18 protein-coding genes and 2 pseudogenes are annotated in these 14,768 nt (G+C 57.9%); 13 read left to right on the plus strand and 7 right to left on the minus strand.

The genetic code is table 11. The features are described 5' to 3' along the window. Positions 1-172: 172 nt before the first annotated feature. The 3 genes from NCR40_RS06065 to NCR40_RS06075 all read left to right on the plus strand — a co-directional run bounded on the left by NCR40_RS06065 (position 173) and on the right by NCR40_RS06075 (position 1,429). Positions 173-532, plus strand: coding sequence for a hypothetical protein (locus NCR40_RS06065; RefSeq protein WP_250464706.1), 360 nt, complete (start codon positions 173-175; stop codon positions 530-532). Between the two features lie 28 nt (positions 533-560). Beyond that, entirely contained in the window at positions 561-806 is a 246-nt protein-coding gene (locus NCR40_RS06070; protein ID WP_250508981.1) for a hypothetical protein, read from the plus strand. An 89-nt stretch (positions 807-895) separates the two neighbouring features. After that, positions 896-1,429 (plus strand): cupin domain-containing protein, encoded by a 534-nt coding sequence (locus NCR40_RS06075; RefSeq protein WP_250509004.1) that lies wholly within the window; start codon positions 896-898, stop codon positions 1,427-1,429. An 18-nt stretch (positions 1,430-1,447) separates the two neighbouring features. On the opposite strand, the gene NCR40_RS06080 is transcribed toward NCR40_RS06075, so the two are convergent. Next, positions 1,448-2,389 carry a DMT family transporter gene (locus tag NCR40_RS06080; RefSeq protein WP_250508982.1) on the minus strand — a complete coding sequence of 314 codons (942 nt, stop codon included), beginning with the start codon at positions 2,387-2,389 and terminating at the stop codon, positions 1,448-1,450. 340 nt (positions 2,390-2,729) lie between these two features. Here NCR40_RS06080 and NCR40_RS06085 point away from each other — a divergent pair, with 340 nt between their 5' ends. After that, positions 2,730-3,197: an ElaB/YgaM/YqjD family protein gene (locus NCR40_RS06085; RefSeq protein ID WP_250508983.1), complete on the plus strand. Its 468-nt coding sequence runs from the start codon at positions 2,730-2,732 to the stop codon at positions 3,195-3,197. Between the two features lie 76 nt (positions 3,198-3,273). Continuing rightward, positions 3,274-3,738, plus strand: coding sequence for a response regulator (locus tag NCR40_RS06090; RefSeq protein WP_250508984.1), 465 nt, complete (start codon positions 3,274-3,276; stop codon positions 3,736-3,738). 70 nt (positions 3,739-3,808) lie between these two features. Here NCR40_RS06090 and NCR40_RS06095 read toward each other — a convergent pair whose 3' ends face one another. Both NCR40_RS06095 and NCR40_RS06100 read right to left on the minus strand, forming a co-directional pair. Continuing rightward, positions 3,809-4,084, minus strand: coding sequence for a DUF1488 family protein (locus NCR40_RS06095; RefSeq protein WP_244827860.1), 276 nt, complete (start codon positions 4,082-4,084; stop codon positions 3,809-3,811). 203 nt (positions 4,085-4,287) lie between these two features. Beyond that, complete coding sequence (locus NCR40_RS06100) at positions 4,288-4,515, minus strand: FmdB family zinc ribbon protein (protein ID WP_250509005.1); 228 nt, start codon at positions 4,513-4,515, stop codon at positions 4,288-4,290. A gap of 153 nt (positions 4,516-4,668) precedes the next feature. Here NCR40_RS06100 and NCR40_RS06105 point away from each other — a divergent pair, with 153 nt between their 5' ends. After that, on the plus strand, positions 4,669-5,205 hold the full coding sequence (locus NCR40_RS06105) for a DUF4142 domain-containing protein (protein ID WP_250464641.1): 537 nt from the start codon (positions 4,669-4,671) through the stop codon (positions 5,203-5,205). A gap of 49 nt (positions 5,206-5,254) precedes the next feature. Here NCR40_RS06105 and NCR40_RS06110 read toward each other — a convergent pair whose 3' ends face one another. Continuing rightward, on the minus strand, positions 5,255-5,953 hold the full coding sequence (locus tag NCR40_RS06110; RefSeq protein ID WP_244827862.1) for a carbonic anhydrase: 699 nt from the start codon (positions 5,951-5,953) through the stop codon (positions 5,255-5,257). A 223-nt stretch (positions 5,954-6,176) separates the two neighbouring features. On the opposite strand from NCR40_RS06110, the pseudogene NCR40_RS06115 reads away from it, so the two are divergent. Then, positions 6,177-8,114 (plus strand): annotated as a pseudogene (locus NCR40_RS06115) (tetratricopeptide repeat protein); the annotation flags it as partial. Positions 8,115-8,133: 19 nt separating this feature from the next. Here the strand turns inward: NCR40_RS06115 and NCR40_RS06120 are convergent. After that, positions 8,134-9,159, minus strand: coding sequence for an AMP-binding protein (locus tag NCR40_RS06120; RefSeq protein ID WP_250508985.1), 1,026 nt, complete (start codon positions 9,157-9,159; stop codon positions 8,134-8,136). A 740-nt stretch (positions 9,160-9,899) separates the two neighbouring features. Here NCR40_RS06120 and NCR40_RS06125 point away from each other — a divergent pair. The 5 genes from NCR40_RS06125 (at position 9,900) to NCR40_RS06140 (ending at position 13,272) form a co-directional block, all read left to right on the plus strand. Then, a complete protein-coding gene (locus NCR40_RS06125; protein WP_250508986.1) occupies positions 9,900-10,508 on the plus strand; it encodes an O-linked N-acetylglucosamine transferase family protein in 609 nt (202 codons plus the stop codon). 112 nt (positions 10,509-10,620) lie between these two features. After that, complete coding sequence (locus NCR40_RS06130) at positions 10,621-10,938, plus strand: TFIIB-type zinc ribbon-containing protein (protein WP_250508987.1); 318 nt, start codon at positions 10,621-10,623, stop codon at positions 10,936-10,938. A gap of 156 nt (positions 10,939-11,094) precedes the next feature. Continuing rightward, positions 11,095-11,229, plus strand: a complete 135-nt coding sequence (locus tag NCR40_RS06135) for a CBS domain-containing protein (protein ID WP_250509006.1) — start codon at positions 11,095-11,097, stop codon at positions 11,227-11,229. A gap of 977 nt (positions 11,230-12,206) precedes the next feature. Beyond that, on the plus strand, positions 12,207-12,707 hold the full coding sequence (locus tag NCR40_RS31605; protein WP_502800969.1) for a bacteriophage T4 gp5 trimerization domain-containing protein: 501 nt from the start codon (positions 12,207-12,209) through the stop codon (positions 12,705-12,707). Then, complete coding sequence (locus NCR40_RS06140; protein ID WP_250508988.1) at positions 12,607-13,272, plus strand: TolC family protein; 666 nt, start codon at positions 12,607-12,609, stop codon at positions 13,270-13,272. Before NCR40_RS31605 ends, NCR40_RS06140 begins: the two co-directional genes overlap by 101 nt. A gap of 49 nt (positions 13,273-13,321) precedes the next feature. Here NCR40_RS06140 and NCR40_RS06145 read toward each other — a convergent pair whose 3' ends face one another. Both NCR40_RS06145 and NCR40_RS06150 read right to left on the minus strand, forming a co-directional pair. After that, entirely contained in the window at positions 13,322-13,480 is a 159-nt protein-coding gene (locus NCR40_RS06145; protein WP_250508989.1) for a hypothetical protein, read from the minus strand. 130 nt (positions 13,481-13,610) lie between these two features. After that, a complete protein-coding gene (locus NCR40_RS06150) occupies positions 13,611-13,823 on the minus strand; it encodes a YgaP family membrane protein (protein WP_284507706.1) in 213 nt (70 codons plus the stop codon). Between the two features lie 582 nt (positions 13,824-14,405). Here NCR40_RS06150 and NCR40_RS06155 point away from each other — a divergent pair. Beyond that, positions 14,406-14,651 (plus strand): annotated as a pseudogene (locus NCR40_RS06155) (SDR family NAD(P)-dependent oxidoreductase); the annotation flags it as partial. Positions 14,652-14,768: the final 117 nt, after the last annotated feature.

Consider the following 14,768-nt stretch of genomic DNA (forward strand, 5'->3'; position numbering starts at 1 on the left):
GGAAATATCCCATGCACGATACGAGCGCGCAACCCGCTGACGGGTTCAATAGGGCACTGCAAGCTTCATTTCAGTGTTCACATCTGTTACAGCGCTTGTAACTCAAGCCTGCGAATGCGTCGCTAACATGGATTCATGGCTGCGATGCGCGGTCGCTTCGGACGAGGAAAACATGAACGTGAAGAGTCTCATCGGACTGGGTATCGCGTCTTGTGCGGGGCTTGCTTGTGGATCGGCGCTGGCGGGTGTGAGCGTCGGCGTCAATCTGGGTGTACCGGTGCCGGTCTATGCGCCGCCTCCGCCCGTATATGTGGCGCCCGCCGCGCCGGTTTATGCCGCGCCGCCTCCGCCGCCTCCGGTCGTGTATCAATCGCCGCCCGTGGTCGCTTATCAACCGGCGCCCGTTGTGGTCGCGCCTGGGCCTGCTGTCATCGTCGGATGGCATGGCGACCGGTATTGGGACGGCTATCGGTACTGGAACCGGCGTGACTGGTACGCGCATCACGGTGGATATGGATATCGCCGCTGGTAAGCGAGACGAACGGGGAGTCGCATCGATCATGAAAAACATTAATCGACAACACGGTAAGCGAGGTGCGGTTCGAACGCTCGCGACTGCAACTTCGATAGTCATCGCGGCGGGGCTTGGCGGCTGCATCTATGCGCCGCCTTACGGCTATGCGCCTGCGCCCGCTTACGGCTATGCACCGGCGTATGGCTATGCCTACGGCCCCGGTTATTACGCGGCGCCGGCGGTTTCAGTGGGGATCGGCGTGGGCGGTTATGGGCATTGGCACGGGCATTGATGCGTGATGGTTGTGAGGGCGGCAGGAGACGCCGTGACTTCGTTGGAACACACGTTGCTCCTCCGTCGTCAGACCCGGAGGATCACGTCATGTCCCATGAAACCAAAACCTCACTTGCCGCCAACGCGCGCTGCGAATCTTTCATGCTGGCGCAAAACGGCTGGGTACCGAATAACACGCGCTTGCCGGTTCTCGTCTGGCGTAATGCAATCGACTCGCGCGAGTTCGACATCGCCGGCCGTTTCGAATCTCTCTTTCAGCAAAACGGCTGGCCGCCGCAATGGCGCGACGGGGTCTTCGACTATCACCACTTTCACTCGACCGCGCACGAAGCGCTCGGCGTGATCTCTGGCGAGGCGGAATTGATCATCGGCGGGCCGAAAGGCCGAGTCATCGCGATCCGCGCGGGCGATGCCATCGTTCTTCCCGCCGGCACCGGGCACTGTCTTTTGACGAGTGGTCGTCGCTTTCAAGTGGTGGGCGCCTATCCGCCGGGACAGCAGTGGGACATCCGCCGCAAAGGCATCAGCAAGGCGGAGCGACAAGCGATGGAAGCGTTGCCGTTTCCCCATGACGATCCCGTGGCCGGCGAAGATGGCCCGCTCGTCCATCTCCGGCGGTAAAGCCACGCGCTCCTGGCGTCACTGCTTCGCCCCGGCTGCGCGTCGTGCGCGCGGCCACGCTATGCGCTTGACCACGCCCGTTGCAAGCCCTGTCCCGATCAGCACGATTCCGCACGCCACCGCCATCCCGACCGATACACGTTCGGCGAGAAATAGCGCGCCCCACAGAATTCCGAAGATTGGAATGACGAAGGTCACGGTAATCGCGCGAGCGGGCCCGGCCACGGCGATCAAATGGAAGAACAGCATGTAAGCGACGCCTGTGCATGCCACGCCCAATCCGAGCACCGCGCCCCACGCGTGCGTCGACACGCTCGCTGTCGGCCACCAGAACAGCGCAAACGGCAGCAGGACGAGCGTCGCGGCGCTCATGGTGCCTGTCGCGACGATCAACGAATCGACACCCATGAGATGCCGCTTGGTGTAACTGGCGGCGATCCCATAGAACAATGTCGCGCCCAGTGCGGCCAGGGCGGCGAGCGCAGTGGCGAGCGGTGCAACGGTCGCGGCGCCGGCATCGTGGACGAACATCTGATCCCAAACCAGCGCGAGCACGCCCGCAAAGCCGATGGCGAGTCCCGCAATGCGTAGCTTGCTCAGGCGATCGTCGAGCCAGATGTAGGCGACGAGCGCGCCCCACAGCGGCGTGGTCGCGTTGATGACGGAAGTGACGCCAGCCGACAGCGTCAACTCCGCATAGGCGAAAAGGCAAAACGGCGCGGCCGAGTTGAGGATGCCGACCATCAGAAGCGGCCATGCGCGCTCGCGCATCGCGGTGAGTGCCTGACGCATGCGGCCGCGAAGCATGAGCACCGCAAACAAAAACACTGCGCCGATGCCGACGCGCAAGGCCATCAACGGCGCCACGCCGAAATCCGTTACGCCGATACGAATGAAAAGGAACGAACCGCCCCACAGCGCGGCAAGGATGAACAACTGGACCAGATTGACGGGATTCATGGCGGGCTTCGCAAGAGAGGGAAGAGCGAAGCCATGGTATCGGCGCTTGTTGGGCGGATGCTTCCGCGCGGCGTGAAACGAATCATGCAGCATCAAGCCCGCATTACCGATAAACGCTTCGTTCTTGTTCGCCGAATCGTAGGCTGGCCGTGTGGGCGTGGCAAACGAGCAATTCTCACGGATAAGTGAGCCAGATTGCGATTGAGTCGATATCGCGTGGCGCCATATCGTCAGGAGCGAGTTGCCGCCGCGCCCATTCGGTGCGACTCTTGCGTAAGGGTGACATGGGCTTCACGACAGGCTTGATGACTTGGTGGGACGACGTAAAAAGGAGAGCGCCATGGACAATGCAAACGGCAACAAGAAGGGAGTTGCGGCATCGGGCGAATCGCTGCCGCTTCGGCAAAGGCGCGTGCAGGGCGCACTCGGGTCCGCGCTCACGCCCGGTCTCGAACAGCATCAGGGCGTGATTCCACTCTCGCCCGGCGCGCCGCACAAACCGGCGCACGCTGCGTATCCGTCGCATCCGTCGCGGCACGTGCATGGCAGCGTGCTGGAAGGCGGCGACAGTCCGGCCGTGCTCGCGCAGCCCGCAGCAGTCACGGCGCAGCATCTAGGTAGCCGGTTTCATCCGCAGGCGGCCAAGAAAAAGTTCATCGAGCATGGGCGGCGCGCAAAGGACGCCGTTGCGATGCGCTATCGCGACGTCACCGAAGGCGCCGACGATTACGTGCACTACAACCCGTGGAAGTCGATTGCACTAGCGGCAATTGGTGGACTGATCGTCGGCTTGCTGGCCGCCCGCTGAACTTTTGTCGAAGTGCGGGCCTCGTCCTTGCTAAATCACCTAAATGGCGCGGTGCTTATCATTGCGTCATTCCGACATGAACCGACGACCCTTCAACACGCGCCCCGGGCGCAGCGAAATCTGGAATCAGCGTACCGCCGTGGAAAGCGATCCACGACGCGTAATGCTCGTGCATTCCGAGTCCGATGTCGGCGAGTCTTTCGCGATGATGCTTGCCATGCGTGGCTTCGATGCCGTGCAGATCGCGGATGCGCAAAGCGCGCTTCATTTTGCTCACATGTGGCGGCCGCAGGTTTTGTTCATCGATACACGCGTGAACGAGGCGCACGAGGTGCTGGCAAAGCACGACCATGCGCTTGTACGCGCGTTGCGCGAATGTGGCAGGGAGGCATCGCTGGATCAGATGTTGATTGCGTTCGCGGCCGAGGAGAGCAGCGACCCACGCGACGTTTTGTTGAGCGCCGGCTATGACGGATTCTTCAGAATGCCGTGCCCCGTGTGGCGGCTTTTCGATGCAGTGACGCGTTTTTACGTGCACTGATAAGTGCATCGAGCGTCGATTCGTTCACCGAGGCGGCGGCGCCGCCCCGGTGCAACGCGTACGCGTTTTGCTATTGCTTCGTGCTGTTCCTGAAGTCGCCGGTTTCGAGTTCCACGGACTGGCCGTGATTGCGTTCGAGCGCTCGCCGCGCTGAATCTTCGATTTCGACGCGTCCGCCTTCGAACGCGCTGAGGATGGCATGGGAAGAGGTGCCGGTATTGCCGAAGTGATCGTTGAGCGCATCGAGAGAGACGCTGCACCAGACTTCACGTCCATCTACATTGGCTTCGAACGCAACTCGCGCTGCCGCCACGACGTGACGCCGCCCACTGAACTCTATCGTCATCCTTATTACCTCCGGTTGTTCGTTTGAGGCACGTGGACCGCAATGCTCGTGATCCACGCTTCAGGTCGCGCAACGGCAATGACGCTGGTACTCGACTCAAGCTGCACAACTACGCGCCTGTCCCGTGCATCATACGCCGCCCGCCACGGGTTCGTGCTTTTGCAATGGCCGTGCCCGAACGCATGTGGACACGCGTGCAACGATCAGCCACAACACGCACAACCGCCGCGATGGCGCATGCCGTAGCTCCCCGAATCTTCGCTCACGTTGGCGCCGCCGTTACCGCCGCGTCCAAGCGATGGCGCGCCGATGGTGACGCGCGCGCTAGTCTCACCGCAGCGTGGACAGGCTGCGGGTTCATCGCGTTCGGCGATACGGCGATTTGCTTCGAAAGTGCCGCAGTCGCCGCATTCGTAATCGTAGACAGGCATGGCTTCTATCGGGCAGAAGATGGAATGAACGACCAGTTTATCAAGTTCGAGCAAGCGACATTCCGCTTCACGCATTCTCGAATCTGCCAGAAAAACATTGAGTGGCACCTGCATTGCTGACAACAGGTAGCACCAATCGCCACAGGAGGCCACATGAAACGCAATATCGTTATGATCGTCACCGCGCTTGCAGCAGCCGCGCCAATCGCGAGCTTTGCACAGACCGAAGCTGCCAGCACCACGCTTGCCAACGACCTTACGCAACCGGACAAGGATTTCGTGCAGGGCGCGTCGTCTTCGGGATCGACGGAAATCGATGCCGCCAAGCTTGCTCAGACGCACTCGCAGGACAAGGACGTGAAGAGCTTCGCGCGTCATATGATCGTCGACCATACCAAGCTGACCGTGCAGCTAAAAATGGCGGCGCCCAAAGGCGTGACCGTGCCCAAGGACAATTCGGATACTTCCGCGATCGATTCGCTCAAGGCATTGCACGGCAAGGCATTCGATACCGCATATATCCAGAAGGTTGGCGTGCAGGGCCACCAGGAGGCAGTGGCGCTATTCCAGAAGGAAGCAGACGGCGGCCAGAACGCGAAGCTGAAGGAAGCGGCGCAAAAGGCGTTGCCGACGATCCAGGATCACTTGAAGATGGCTCAGGATCTCGCGTCGAAGAAGGGCGTGCAGTAATCGTTCGTTGCGGCGTCAGCCCTATTGACGCCGCCATTCTCATGTATTTTCAACGCGCCTGTTCGCGTAACAGGCGCAAGCGCGCTTCGGCAATCGACTGGAAGCCGCCCCCGTGTTCGTCGAAGATCGATACCTTTCCCTGCCCGATGTCATATACCCAACCCTGCACTTGAAGCTGGCCAAGCGCGAGCCGTCCCGCGACTGCCGGATGCGTACGCAAATGCGTAAGTTGAAGGCGTATGTTTTCTTCGACCATCGCCTGAACCATGCGCTCGTGTTCGAGTTTTCGCGCCCGTACCACACTGCGCGCCGCTTCTGCGTTGCGTAACCACGCGTGCACGGTAGGCATTTCATCGGCGATGGTTGCGCCCGAGGCGAGGCCTTTCATCGCGCCGCAGTCGGAATGGCCGCAGATCACGATCTGCCGCACGTTCAATGCGAGCACCGCGTACTCGACTACCGCCGACACGCCGCCGAGCATCTCCCCATAAGCCGGCACGATATTGCCGATGTTGCGGCACACGAAGAGCTCGCCGGGCCGCGTCTGCGTGATCATCTCGGGCGACACACGCGAGTCCGCGCACGTGATGAAAAGCGTGTGCGGTGCTTGCCGTCGCGCAAGACTCTTGAAAAGCGCTTCGCTATCGGGGAAGACGAAGTGGCTGAAATCGTCCGCGCCCTGAAGGAGATAGAGGAGGTCGGGCGTGTCGGAGCCGTTGCGTTCTTCACTCATCGATTTATCGGACATGGGCGCCTCGGGTTCTGGACAATGCGCGGCGTTGGTTCGCGCTCAGGCGAGAGCTTGCGGGGTTTTGAGATAGATCGCAAGTCGAAGGAGCGAAGGGCGGTGCCCAGGAGAGGGCGTGAGTGGGGGAATCGCTTTGCAGGCGAGGACGTTTCTTTATAGTTATTGACGAATTCGGACCGGTGGTTTGTTATCTTTGGGTCCGTTTTCTTTTGCGTGCCCGAGCATGTCCGCCAAATCCGATTCATACGGCGCAGCAGCGGCGTTTTACGCCAGCGAGCGGTTCGTTGAAGCGCTTGAAGCGCTGGAATATCAAATAAATCAGCCGTATGCGGATATCGAAGCGCTGAATCTCGCCGCGGTGTGTTGCTATCGGCTGAATCGACTCGACGAGGCCGAATCGCATTGGCGTCGTGCGGTAGCGCAAGATCCTCAATACGCCGGCGGTTATGCCAACCTCGGTAATTTGCTGATGCTGCGAGGCAGATTGGAAGATGCGGAAACTGTCTATCGCGAGGCGATTGCCATTCGTCCTGATTTCGCGGAGGCTCATTACAATTTCGGTAATCTGCTCGTCAAAAAGGGACGTCTTGTGGAGGCAGAGGCCGCGCTTCGTCAGGCGTGCGCCGCGCGCGCCGATTTTGCGGACGCACATTTCAATCTCGCGAATCTTTTGAAGAGTCAAAGTCGATTGGCTGAGGCTGAAATTGCCTTTCAACGCGCAATTGCTGCTAGAGGAAATTACGCGGACGCATTCAACAATCTGGGTAATTTATTGCGCGAATCAGGACGCCTCGTGGAAGCGGAGGCGGCTTTGCGGCAAGCCGTGGCGTGTCGCCCCGATTTTGCTGAAGCAAATTTTAATCTCGCTCAGGTTTTGAACGATCTGAAAGACTTTGCGCAAGCTGAGGCGTTTTACCGGCGCGCCATCGAACTACGATGGGACTACATGGAGGCACACGTCGGTCTCGGCGCGTTTTTACATAAGCTGCAACGCGTGCAAGAAGCGCAAGCGGTATTTCTCGCGGCATTGTCGATTTGTCCAGACGACACGAATGCGCTTATGGGGCTGGCCAATGCCTACCACGCACTTGATTCGTTGGAGGATGCGGAACGCATATATCGTCGAGTTCTCATTCTGGAGCCGGATAACATACAGGCAAGAACCACACTCGGTTATACGCTTCAAAAGCTGGAGCGCCTTTGCGATGCCGAGGCTGAATACCGCGAGGCGTTGATTCTCGCGCCCGATGCTGCCGATATCCACTACAACCTCGGCATACTTTATGGTCATCAAGATCGCCTGAACGACGCTGAACGGACATATCGCCGGGCAATAGAATGCTGTTCGGATCACGTCGAAGCGCATAACAACCTTGGCCGCATTTTGCAAAGCCTTGGTCGCCTTGAAGAGGCTGAATCAGTCCTGCGCCGGTCGATTGCAATCCGAGACGATATTCTCGAGGCTCATAATAACCTCGCCGGCGTACTCAAGGATATGGGCGCAATGGAAGAGGCAATCCAAAGCTTCCGTCGCGCCGTCGATTGCGGACCGAACGATGAATGTGTGCATCGAAATCTCAACTACGCGCTGACCTATCACGCAGAAACGCCACGCGAAATTCTCGAAGAATGTTTGCGCTTCGCCGCGCGACACGAAGCGCCGCTGCTTCGCCATGACATCGTCCATACCAACAATCGCGATTCTGAGCGACGGCTCAAAATTGGCTACGTCGCGCCAGACTTCGACGGACACTGCCAGGCCATGTTCACCGCGCCGGTCTTCGCGCAACACGATCACGCGGCGTACCACATCTTTTGTTATTCCAGCGTTAAAACGCCCGACGCGATAACACACCTGATCCGTCCGATGGCCGACACCTGGCGCGACGTTCACGCGCTCGACGACGAGCAATTGGCGCAACTCGTTCGCGACGATGGCATCGACGTATTGGTCGATCTGACGATGCACATGTCGCGCGGCCGGCCATTATTGTTCGCACGCCGACCGGCGCCTGTGCAAGTGCAATGGCTCGCGTATCCGGGCACGACGGGCAGCAGCGCCATCCGCTATCGCCTGACCGACCCGTGGATCGATCCGCGCGACACGGCCGATCTCGCGGATCGCTATAGCGAAGAGACCGTGTGGTTGCCCGAGACGTTCTGGTGTTTCGATCCGCGCGTCACGTCGTCGCGGGCGCGCCAGGAGCCATACGCGGCGGCGGTGGCGGAAGCCAGTCGGCGGTGGCCTCGTCGTGATGAATCTTCGCCAACTCGACCCGGGTATTGGCTGTCTTCACGGCATTGGCCACGCGTCCCCACAGGTCCGGTTCCCAGGAGGCTCTGGTTTCGATCGAATACTGGCTGCCTTTGATCGATTGCTGCCCAAGCGCTAGGCCGAACGGGGTATTAGGCGAAGTGCGAGAGTAGCCAATGCCGGCGTCGGCATCAAGACGCGGTAGTGATGTGGACGAGACGGCATTGACCTGTTCGCGGGCAGCACGCAAGCCGAGATCATGGTAATGCGGCACCCAGCAGACGAGCTTGCTGTCGTCGTCATGCCCCAGTCCCTGATCCCATTGCTGCAAATTACTGAGGATGTTTCGGTGCGACAGCATGACTCCCTTGGGCATGCCCGTGGAGCCAGACGTGTATTGCAGCAATGCAATTGCTTCGGGAGACGGCATGTCGAAGCTTAAGTCGGACAACGAATCCCATTCGTCGAATCGATCGACTTCCAGCCACGTCAGGTTTCCATATTGGGGATACCGTCCCACGAAGAGCGCCGAATTGCCGATACTCTTGCTGACACCCAGCACTAGCGATGGCTGGCAATCCTCCATGATCGCGAGCATTCGCCGAACCTTGTTGGAGTCGCCCGTGAGCGGCACCGGTGCAACCGGCACCGCTATAACATTCGCCATGAGACACGCCAGAAACGCTTCCACGAACTCCAAGCCAACTGGGAACACCATGATGGCGCGCTTACCCGAGAAGCCCTTCTGCTTCATCCACCCTGCCAACGCTCTGGCACGCTGGAGTAGTTCGACGTGAGTCAATGTGCGTTCGACGGTTTCTCCGTCCCGTAGACTGGTGTAAGAGGCTGCTACTCCACGGTTTGTATTGCGGACGAAGACTTCGATTAACGAGCCGGAATTCATCTCTTCTTGTTCCTCTTTGACTGATTCTAGTTGCGCACGTCGATTCATTTGGGATGCTCGCGTGCTAAGCGGCGATCTGTTCGGATAAATGGACTCGTGCGCGCTCAGAAAAATTGACCTTCCATGCGCGTTTTGTTTAGCGTCTGGAATCCATCGCGTCACTTGCGAGGACTACAGTTCTTACACTGTTGTCGGCGAGTCGCGCCTGCTCTCGAATCACGTTTATTTGAATTCGACGGCTTAATTCTTATTCGACACGGACAGGGTTTTAATAGGGGGAAGCGATAGATGTTGATTAGGACATTTCTAGTTGTGATTTTCGAGCACTGCCGAATATGTCTGATTATCCGAAGAAAAAGTAAGCTAAGACTGCTAAAGCAACGGTGTCGATTGCTGGCGCGTGTCGCGTACTTGGCGGTGCGGCCTAAAGGCGCCGGACATGGATATCTCGGAAATGATCTCTTTCGTCGTTGGAAAACCAATCGCGCTAAACTTTACCTGCTCCGTTACAAGCGGAAAGATCAATGATTGGCAGCCTATCACGTGAGGTGAAGTATTGAAGCTGTAATTTCACGTCCTTTGCACTCGATCAAAATACGGGAAAAGCTGAATTACGTAATTGCCATAGGGCATTTTCAAAAGATAGATTACTGCTAGAAATGAAAATAACTTGATCGCAGTTAATATCTCCTTGCAGTTCGATCGTCTGTTTCGCGCCGACTTTCACGCTTTCGTAAGCACCATCGGCACCGCCTGAAACGCGCCGATGGTCGCCGAATGCACCGGACGTGAATGCATTGCCAGCGTGGCACAACGGTCATATTACATTCGGATGCCTGAATAATCCGTGCAAGGCGTCCGAGCGCACGTTGCGCATGTGGGCGGCAATACTCGCCGCCGTGCCCAATGCGCGCTTCATTCTGCTAGCCGGTCCGGGCCCGCGCGAACGATTCAGTGCGCGTCTCGGCGCGTTGGGCGTCGATCTGTCGCGCGTTCGGTACGTGGGATATCAGTCGCGCGTCGATTATCTGCGGACCTATCAATCAATCGATATCGGCCTCGACACCTATCCGTACAACGGCCACACGACGAGCCTCGACGCCTTGTGGATGGGCGTGCCCGTGCCATCGCGCGCGGGCGACACGTCGGTCAGCCGCGCGGGTCTGAGCCTGCTGATGAATCTTGGCATCGGCGAGCTCGTGGTTCATGACGACGCGGCGTACGTCGATGTCGTGACTCGCCTCGCCAACGATCTGCCGCGTTTGACCGAGTTGCGCTCGACGCTGCGCGCAAGGCTCGAACGCTCACCGATGATGGATGCACCGCGCTTCACGCGTAATCTGGAAGCGGCGTATCGGCAGATGTGGCGCGCGTGGTGCGCTTCGCCAGGCGCTTGAAAAAGAGCGTCACTTCGGTTTTTACGAACCGAAGCCTCTGAAAATTCACGTTTTTCAATGTCGAATGCTGCGATAGGCTTGGGTCATCGTAAGCAAAAAGAAAGGATTCGACATGAAATGCCCCGTGTGTCCCGCGACGGATCTCCTGATGACCTCGCGCGAGAGCATTGAAATCGATTATTGCCCGTCCTGTCGCGGCGTGTGGCTCGATCGCGGCGAACTCGACCGGCTCATTCAGCGCGACGAACAGGTCTCGCCGCAGCAAACGGCAGGGCGCGAAGCGTGGCGCGACAAGGGCGACGATCGCGACCATCGCGACCATCGCGTGCGACCGCGCTATGACGACCATCGCTATGGCGACTCGCACTCGAACTATGGACATTCACGCAAGAAGAAGTCGTTTCTCGGCGATCTGTTCGACTTCGGCTGAACCCGTCGTTCCAACTTTTCAGGCAATCCGACCCAACCGCGCGCTGCGCGAAGGAGATCAAGCATGGCAACGGTAAAGCAAGTACTCAAGGCCAAGAGCGATGACATGGTGCATACCATCGACGTCGAAGCGAGCGTGTTCGATGCGGTCGTGCTGATGTCGAAGGCCGGCGTTGGTGCCGTCGTGGTCACGGTGGGAGGGCGCGCGGACGGCACGGTGTGCGGGATCGTCACCGAGCGCGACTACGCGCGCAAAGTCATCTTGCAGGACAAGGCATCCGTCGAGATTTAAATGCGGAAAGAGCACGCGCCGCGCTTCTGGCGACGACCACCATCGATGCATCGCCGCAACCCCGTGTTCGATGCCTTGCAGCCGCATCTGGCTGCGTGCCTGGTGATGACCGAGCACGTAGACTGAATGCTCGTCGACGCCATCCGCATTTAAATCGAGTACGCGTTGATCCTCGCCGAGATAGTGCCAGCCGTAGACGCGCCACAAAAACGCGCCGATGGCCTGCGTCGTCGGCTTCTTTCCGAAGTAATCGATGGCGGTGAGCGCCGTTTCCTTCAGTCCCAAGTGGGAGCAGGCATCGGCGAGACAGTGAATCTGGTAGCCGAAGACATCCGACTCGCGCGTTAGATAAAAACAGATGTCGAGCGCCTTCTCGAATTGCTGCGCGCGCAAATGCGTTACCGCGCGCCAATGCCAATAATCGGCGCTGTTGCTGTCAGCGGCGCGGCGTGCATCGAGAAACTCGAAGCATTCGTCGATGTCGCCGGCATATAGTTTCGGCGGAAGGTCCTGGTAGTTTTCGATCATGCGATGACTCTGTCGTTTGACGCGGACGCGCTCAATTGGCGTAACGGGGTAGTCTGGCACTTCGATGTAACTGTGTTTCGAAATTTCGATTAATCTTTGAGAAAGATGACAATTTTTGAATTAATCGGTGACGAACGGCTATTAAGTATAGGTGGATGTTGCATGCAAAAACACGGCATCTCCTTATAGTTTTGCCGTTGAATGGTGCTACTTCTAAGTCTTACCAAGTAATTGGCAACGGATTCGGTGTTGGCGCATTGCGTGATCATGGCCGCGAAGGGAGACTCGATGGATGGCCAGGATGGACGACGCTGCCCGCCAGCGGGTGCGAGCCGCTCCGTATGTTGTCGGGCTTGACGCCATCCGCGTAGCGCCTAAAAAACACGCAGAATCTCATCGCGCTACGAGATCGACTTGTCAGACTGCGACCTTCGACAGCGCACAACAGAATGGCTGCGAATGCGGATTCTGCGTCATCAACGCGAAGCAGCCCTTCACTCCGGGCCGCGTGGCGCATAGACCTTTTGTCCAAGGTCCGAAAATCAATTCCGCTTCGACGACACGAAAGGTGGCGAGCATGTACTTCTAAATGCGGAGCGCAATCGGGATATTGCAGTCGAGACTCACTGGGACGGGCACGACACGAAGATCATCGGAACAACGAAACCACCGTCGTGAAGCACGACCGGACCGAGTCGGTTGGCCATGACGATACGATCACCATCGGTATTGATCGTAGCGAGCGGGGGAACAACAACGAGAAGATTCCCATCGGCGCGAACCGGACCGATACCGTAGGCGAGAAGAAGCCATCACCGTTGACGCCAAGCGCACAATCCTCCTCAAGCCATGGAGACCGCGACCGTGCTCTTGCAACGCACACTGTGGGCGTCGATGAAGCCGTTTGGGTGGACGCGAAGCAGGGAGGTGATCCTTTCGCGACGTCCTGATCTGGCAGCGAGTGCGCAGGACATCCGGGCGGCGATTGCCGATCGAAACATCGCTGAAACGGCGTTTTACCCGACGATCAAACTGACGGGAGATTTTGGATTCGCGTCCAGGGATCTTGGTTCGCTGCTCAGCGGTCAACAGTTGTCATTCGGCCCCCTGGCCATCTCCTTGCCGATTTTTGACGGCGGCAGGAACAAGGCAAACCTCGCGGCGGCGGATGCGCGCTACCAAGAGGCTGTGGCATCGCACAAGAGCAAGCTGTTGCTGGCGCTGAAAGAAGTCGACGATGCGCTGACTGAAATCGCGACGAATGAAACCGCTGTGACGGCACGACAGCAAGCGCTCGATGCTGCCAGACGAGCAATTGCAGTCGCCAAGGCCCGTCAGAAGAGTGGCTTGACCAACTACCTGGATGTGCTGGAGTCGGAGCGCACGATGCTGACCATCGAACGAGCCAGCCTGCAAAACCGCATGCGGGCACTCGTCGCTAGCGTCGAACTAGTGCGTGCGGTAGGCGGGGGATGGGACGCAGGGAGTGCGGTAACTCCCGGCCAGTTGGAGTGATGGCGTCGCCAGGATGCGCGTTGAGGCGCCTCCTGGCGACGCGACGCTTCTACGACGATGCCAACGGCTTCGCCTTCTGGGCGGCGATCTTCTCCACAAGACCTGCGAGCCAGCACATGGGACACCCCTTGAGCAGGAAGAGGGCGGTGACAAAGCAAACCATGGAAAACAGCTTCACTGCCAAGGCGGAAAAAATCAGGAGATACATGCCCGCGCCGATGAGAAGGAGCGCTAGAACTCCCCTCAACAGATGAATGGTGATAGATCGACTGCAATACATGGATGCCTCCGAAATGAGTGTTGTCGATGCGTCTTCGGGAAGATTCGAACGGAGTTCGTTATCCCTTAAGTCTTCGGCCCACCATCGCGCACATTGGACAAAAACCGACGAAACCCATCACGACGAACGACACGCCCGCAACGACAAGCAGCCACTTGAGCCACGGCTCCATAGGGATGACGAACGCGACGATGGCGACAGCCACGCCAACGCTGGTTCGAAGGGCACGCTCCCACAGAGGCAGGTTTTTCTGAAAAAAAAGTGCAGACATATGCGTTTGTTCTCTTGTTCGATTAATGAGTTAAGACGGCAAGCTTTCTGTTGAGATGTGTGCGAAAAAGCTAAATTGAAGCTATCTTGAGCAGCTGATTCTGCGCCGATGGGAATACTTGCGCTCGCAAGAAATACATTTGCCACTTGCCAGCAAATCCGCTTGAAATTCGTTATGCGAAGCAAATATTCAATGCTAAGGATATGCGTCATACATGAACGATGTCAATGAGTTGATCGCGATCTTATTATGAGATAAAAAATGATTAGGTATTCTTATATACGTCATTTTTATCGATAGGAAAGGGAGATTGCCAGGGCGCACGCAAACTCGGCGATTCGCGGATTTTCACCGCCTGTGTTGTCGCCGATGTTTGCTTTAGTCAAGGCAAGGCAACGCACGCGTCGCCGACGTTGCGCTTAACTCGAGAATTGCTCGTTAGCATCAGGCGGCAATCGGCCACCTAAACTCTTTGCCGAGATAAAAAACGTCAGGCAGGTCAAAGGACGATCTACCCTATAGCTTTTTCAATTCCCGGATTGTGTCGCAGCAAGTTCGGAAGAGGTCGGGTCGGCCTTAAGCCACGTCATCAACATTTCATCGATTGGCGGCTAACGGGCGGCGGCCGGTTCGGTCGTGTATTCATCGACAAAGTTCGCGGTCAAAGGCATCACAGAAGCCATGCATGCCAAATTGGAGCCGCTGGACAGTCACACGACGGTGGTCGAGTTGGGCTATCTCCGCCCGGAGTTTCTTGATACGTCCTCGCTGCTCGCCACGCCCGACGTGATCGATAAGTACTACGAAACCCCGGGCGCAGTTCGACGCACGACATTAGAATATGCGCGCTACATTCATGTCGAGGCCCATTTGAAATGTCCGATATCCGGCTAAATTGAAATGTCCGGTTTGGGGTCGGTTCCTGCTTCCAAAGAAGACAGTTTC

The sequence above is a fragment of the Caballeronia sp. GACF4 genome (genome assembly GCF_023631025.1).
Classification (GTDB): domain Bacteria; phylum Pseudomonadota; class Gammaproteobacteria; order Burkholderiales; family Burkholderiaceae; genus Caballeronia.

Bases quoted from the DNA above. Each gene is read 5' to 3' on its own strand.
- NCR40_RS06065 (WP_250464706.1), top strand. From the start codon at position 173: ATGAACGTGAAGAGTCTCATCGGACTGGGTATCGCGTCTTGTGCGGGG.
- NCR40_RS06070 (WP_250508981.1), top strand. From the start codon at position 561: ATGAAAAACATTAATCGACAACACGGTAAGCGAGGTGCGGTTCGAACG.
- NCR40_RS06075 (WP_250509004.1), top strand. From the start codon at position 896: ATGTCCCATGAAACCAAAACCTCACTTGCCGCCAACGCGCGCTGCGAA.
- NCR40_RS06080 (WP_250508982.1), bottom strand. From the start codon at position 2,389: ATGAATCCCGTCAATCTGGTCCAGTTGTTCATCCTTGCCGCGCTGTGG.
- NCR40_RS06085 (WP_250508983.1), top strand. From the start codon at position 2,730: ATGGACAATGCAAACGGCAACAAGAAGGGAGTTGCGGCATCGGGCGAA.
- NCR40_RS06090 (WP_250508984.1), top strand. From the start codon at position 3,274: ATGAACCGACGACCCTTCAACACGCGCCCCGGGCGCAGCGAAATCTGG.
- NCR40_RS06095 (WP_244827860.1), bottom strand. From the start codon at position 4,084: ATGACGATAGAGTTCAGTGGGCGGCGTCACGTCGTGGCGGCAGCGCGA.
- NCR40_RS06100 (WP_250509005.1), bottom strand. From the start codon at position 4,515: ATGCCTGTCTACGATTACGAATGCGGCGACTGCGGCACTTTCGAAGCA.
- NCR40_RS06105 (WP_250464641.1), top strand. From the start codon at position 4,669: ATGAAACGCAATATCGTTATGATCGTCACCGCGCTTGCAGCAGCCGCG.
- NCR40_RS06110 (WP_244827862.1), bottom strand. From the start codon at position 5,953: ATGTCCGATAAATCGATGAGTGAAGAACGCAACGGCTCCGACACGCCC.
- NCR40_RS06120 (WP_250508985.1), bottom strand. From the start codon at position 9,159: ATGAATCGACGTGCGCAACTAGAATCAGTCAAAGAGGAACAAGAAGAG.
- NCR40_RS06130 (WP_250508987.1), top strand. From the start codon at position 10,621: ATGAAATGCCCCGTGTGTCCCGCGACGGATCTCCTGATGACCTCGCGC.
- NCR40_RS06135 (WP_250509006.1), top strand. From the start codon at position 11,095: ATGTCGAAGGCCGGCGTTGGTGCCGTCGTGGTCACGGTGGGAGGGCGC.
- NCR40_RS31605 (WP_502800969.1), top strand. From the start codon at position 12,207: ATGGCTGCGAATGCGGATTCTGCGTCATCAACGCGAAGCAGCCCTTCA.
- NCR40_RS06140 (WP_250508988.1), top strand. From the start codon at position 12,607: ATGGAGACCGCGACCGTGCTCTTGCAACGCACACTGTGGGCGTCGATG.
- NCR40_RS06145 (WP_250508989.1), bottom strand. From the start codon at position 13,480: ATGTATCTCCTGATTTTTTCCGCCTTGGCAGTGAAGCTGTTTTCCATG.
- NCR40_RS06150 (WP_284507706.1), bottom strand. From the start codon at position 13,823: ATGTCTGCACTTTTTTTTCAGAAAAACCTGCCTCTGTGGGAGCGTGCC.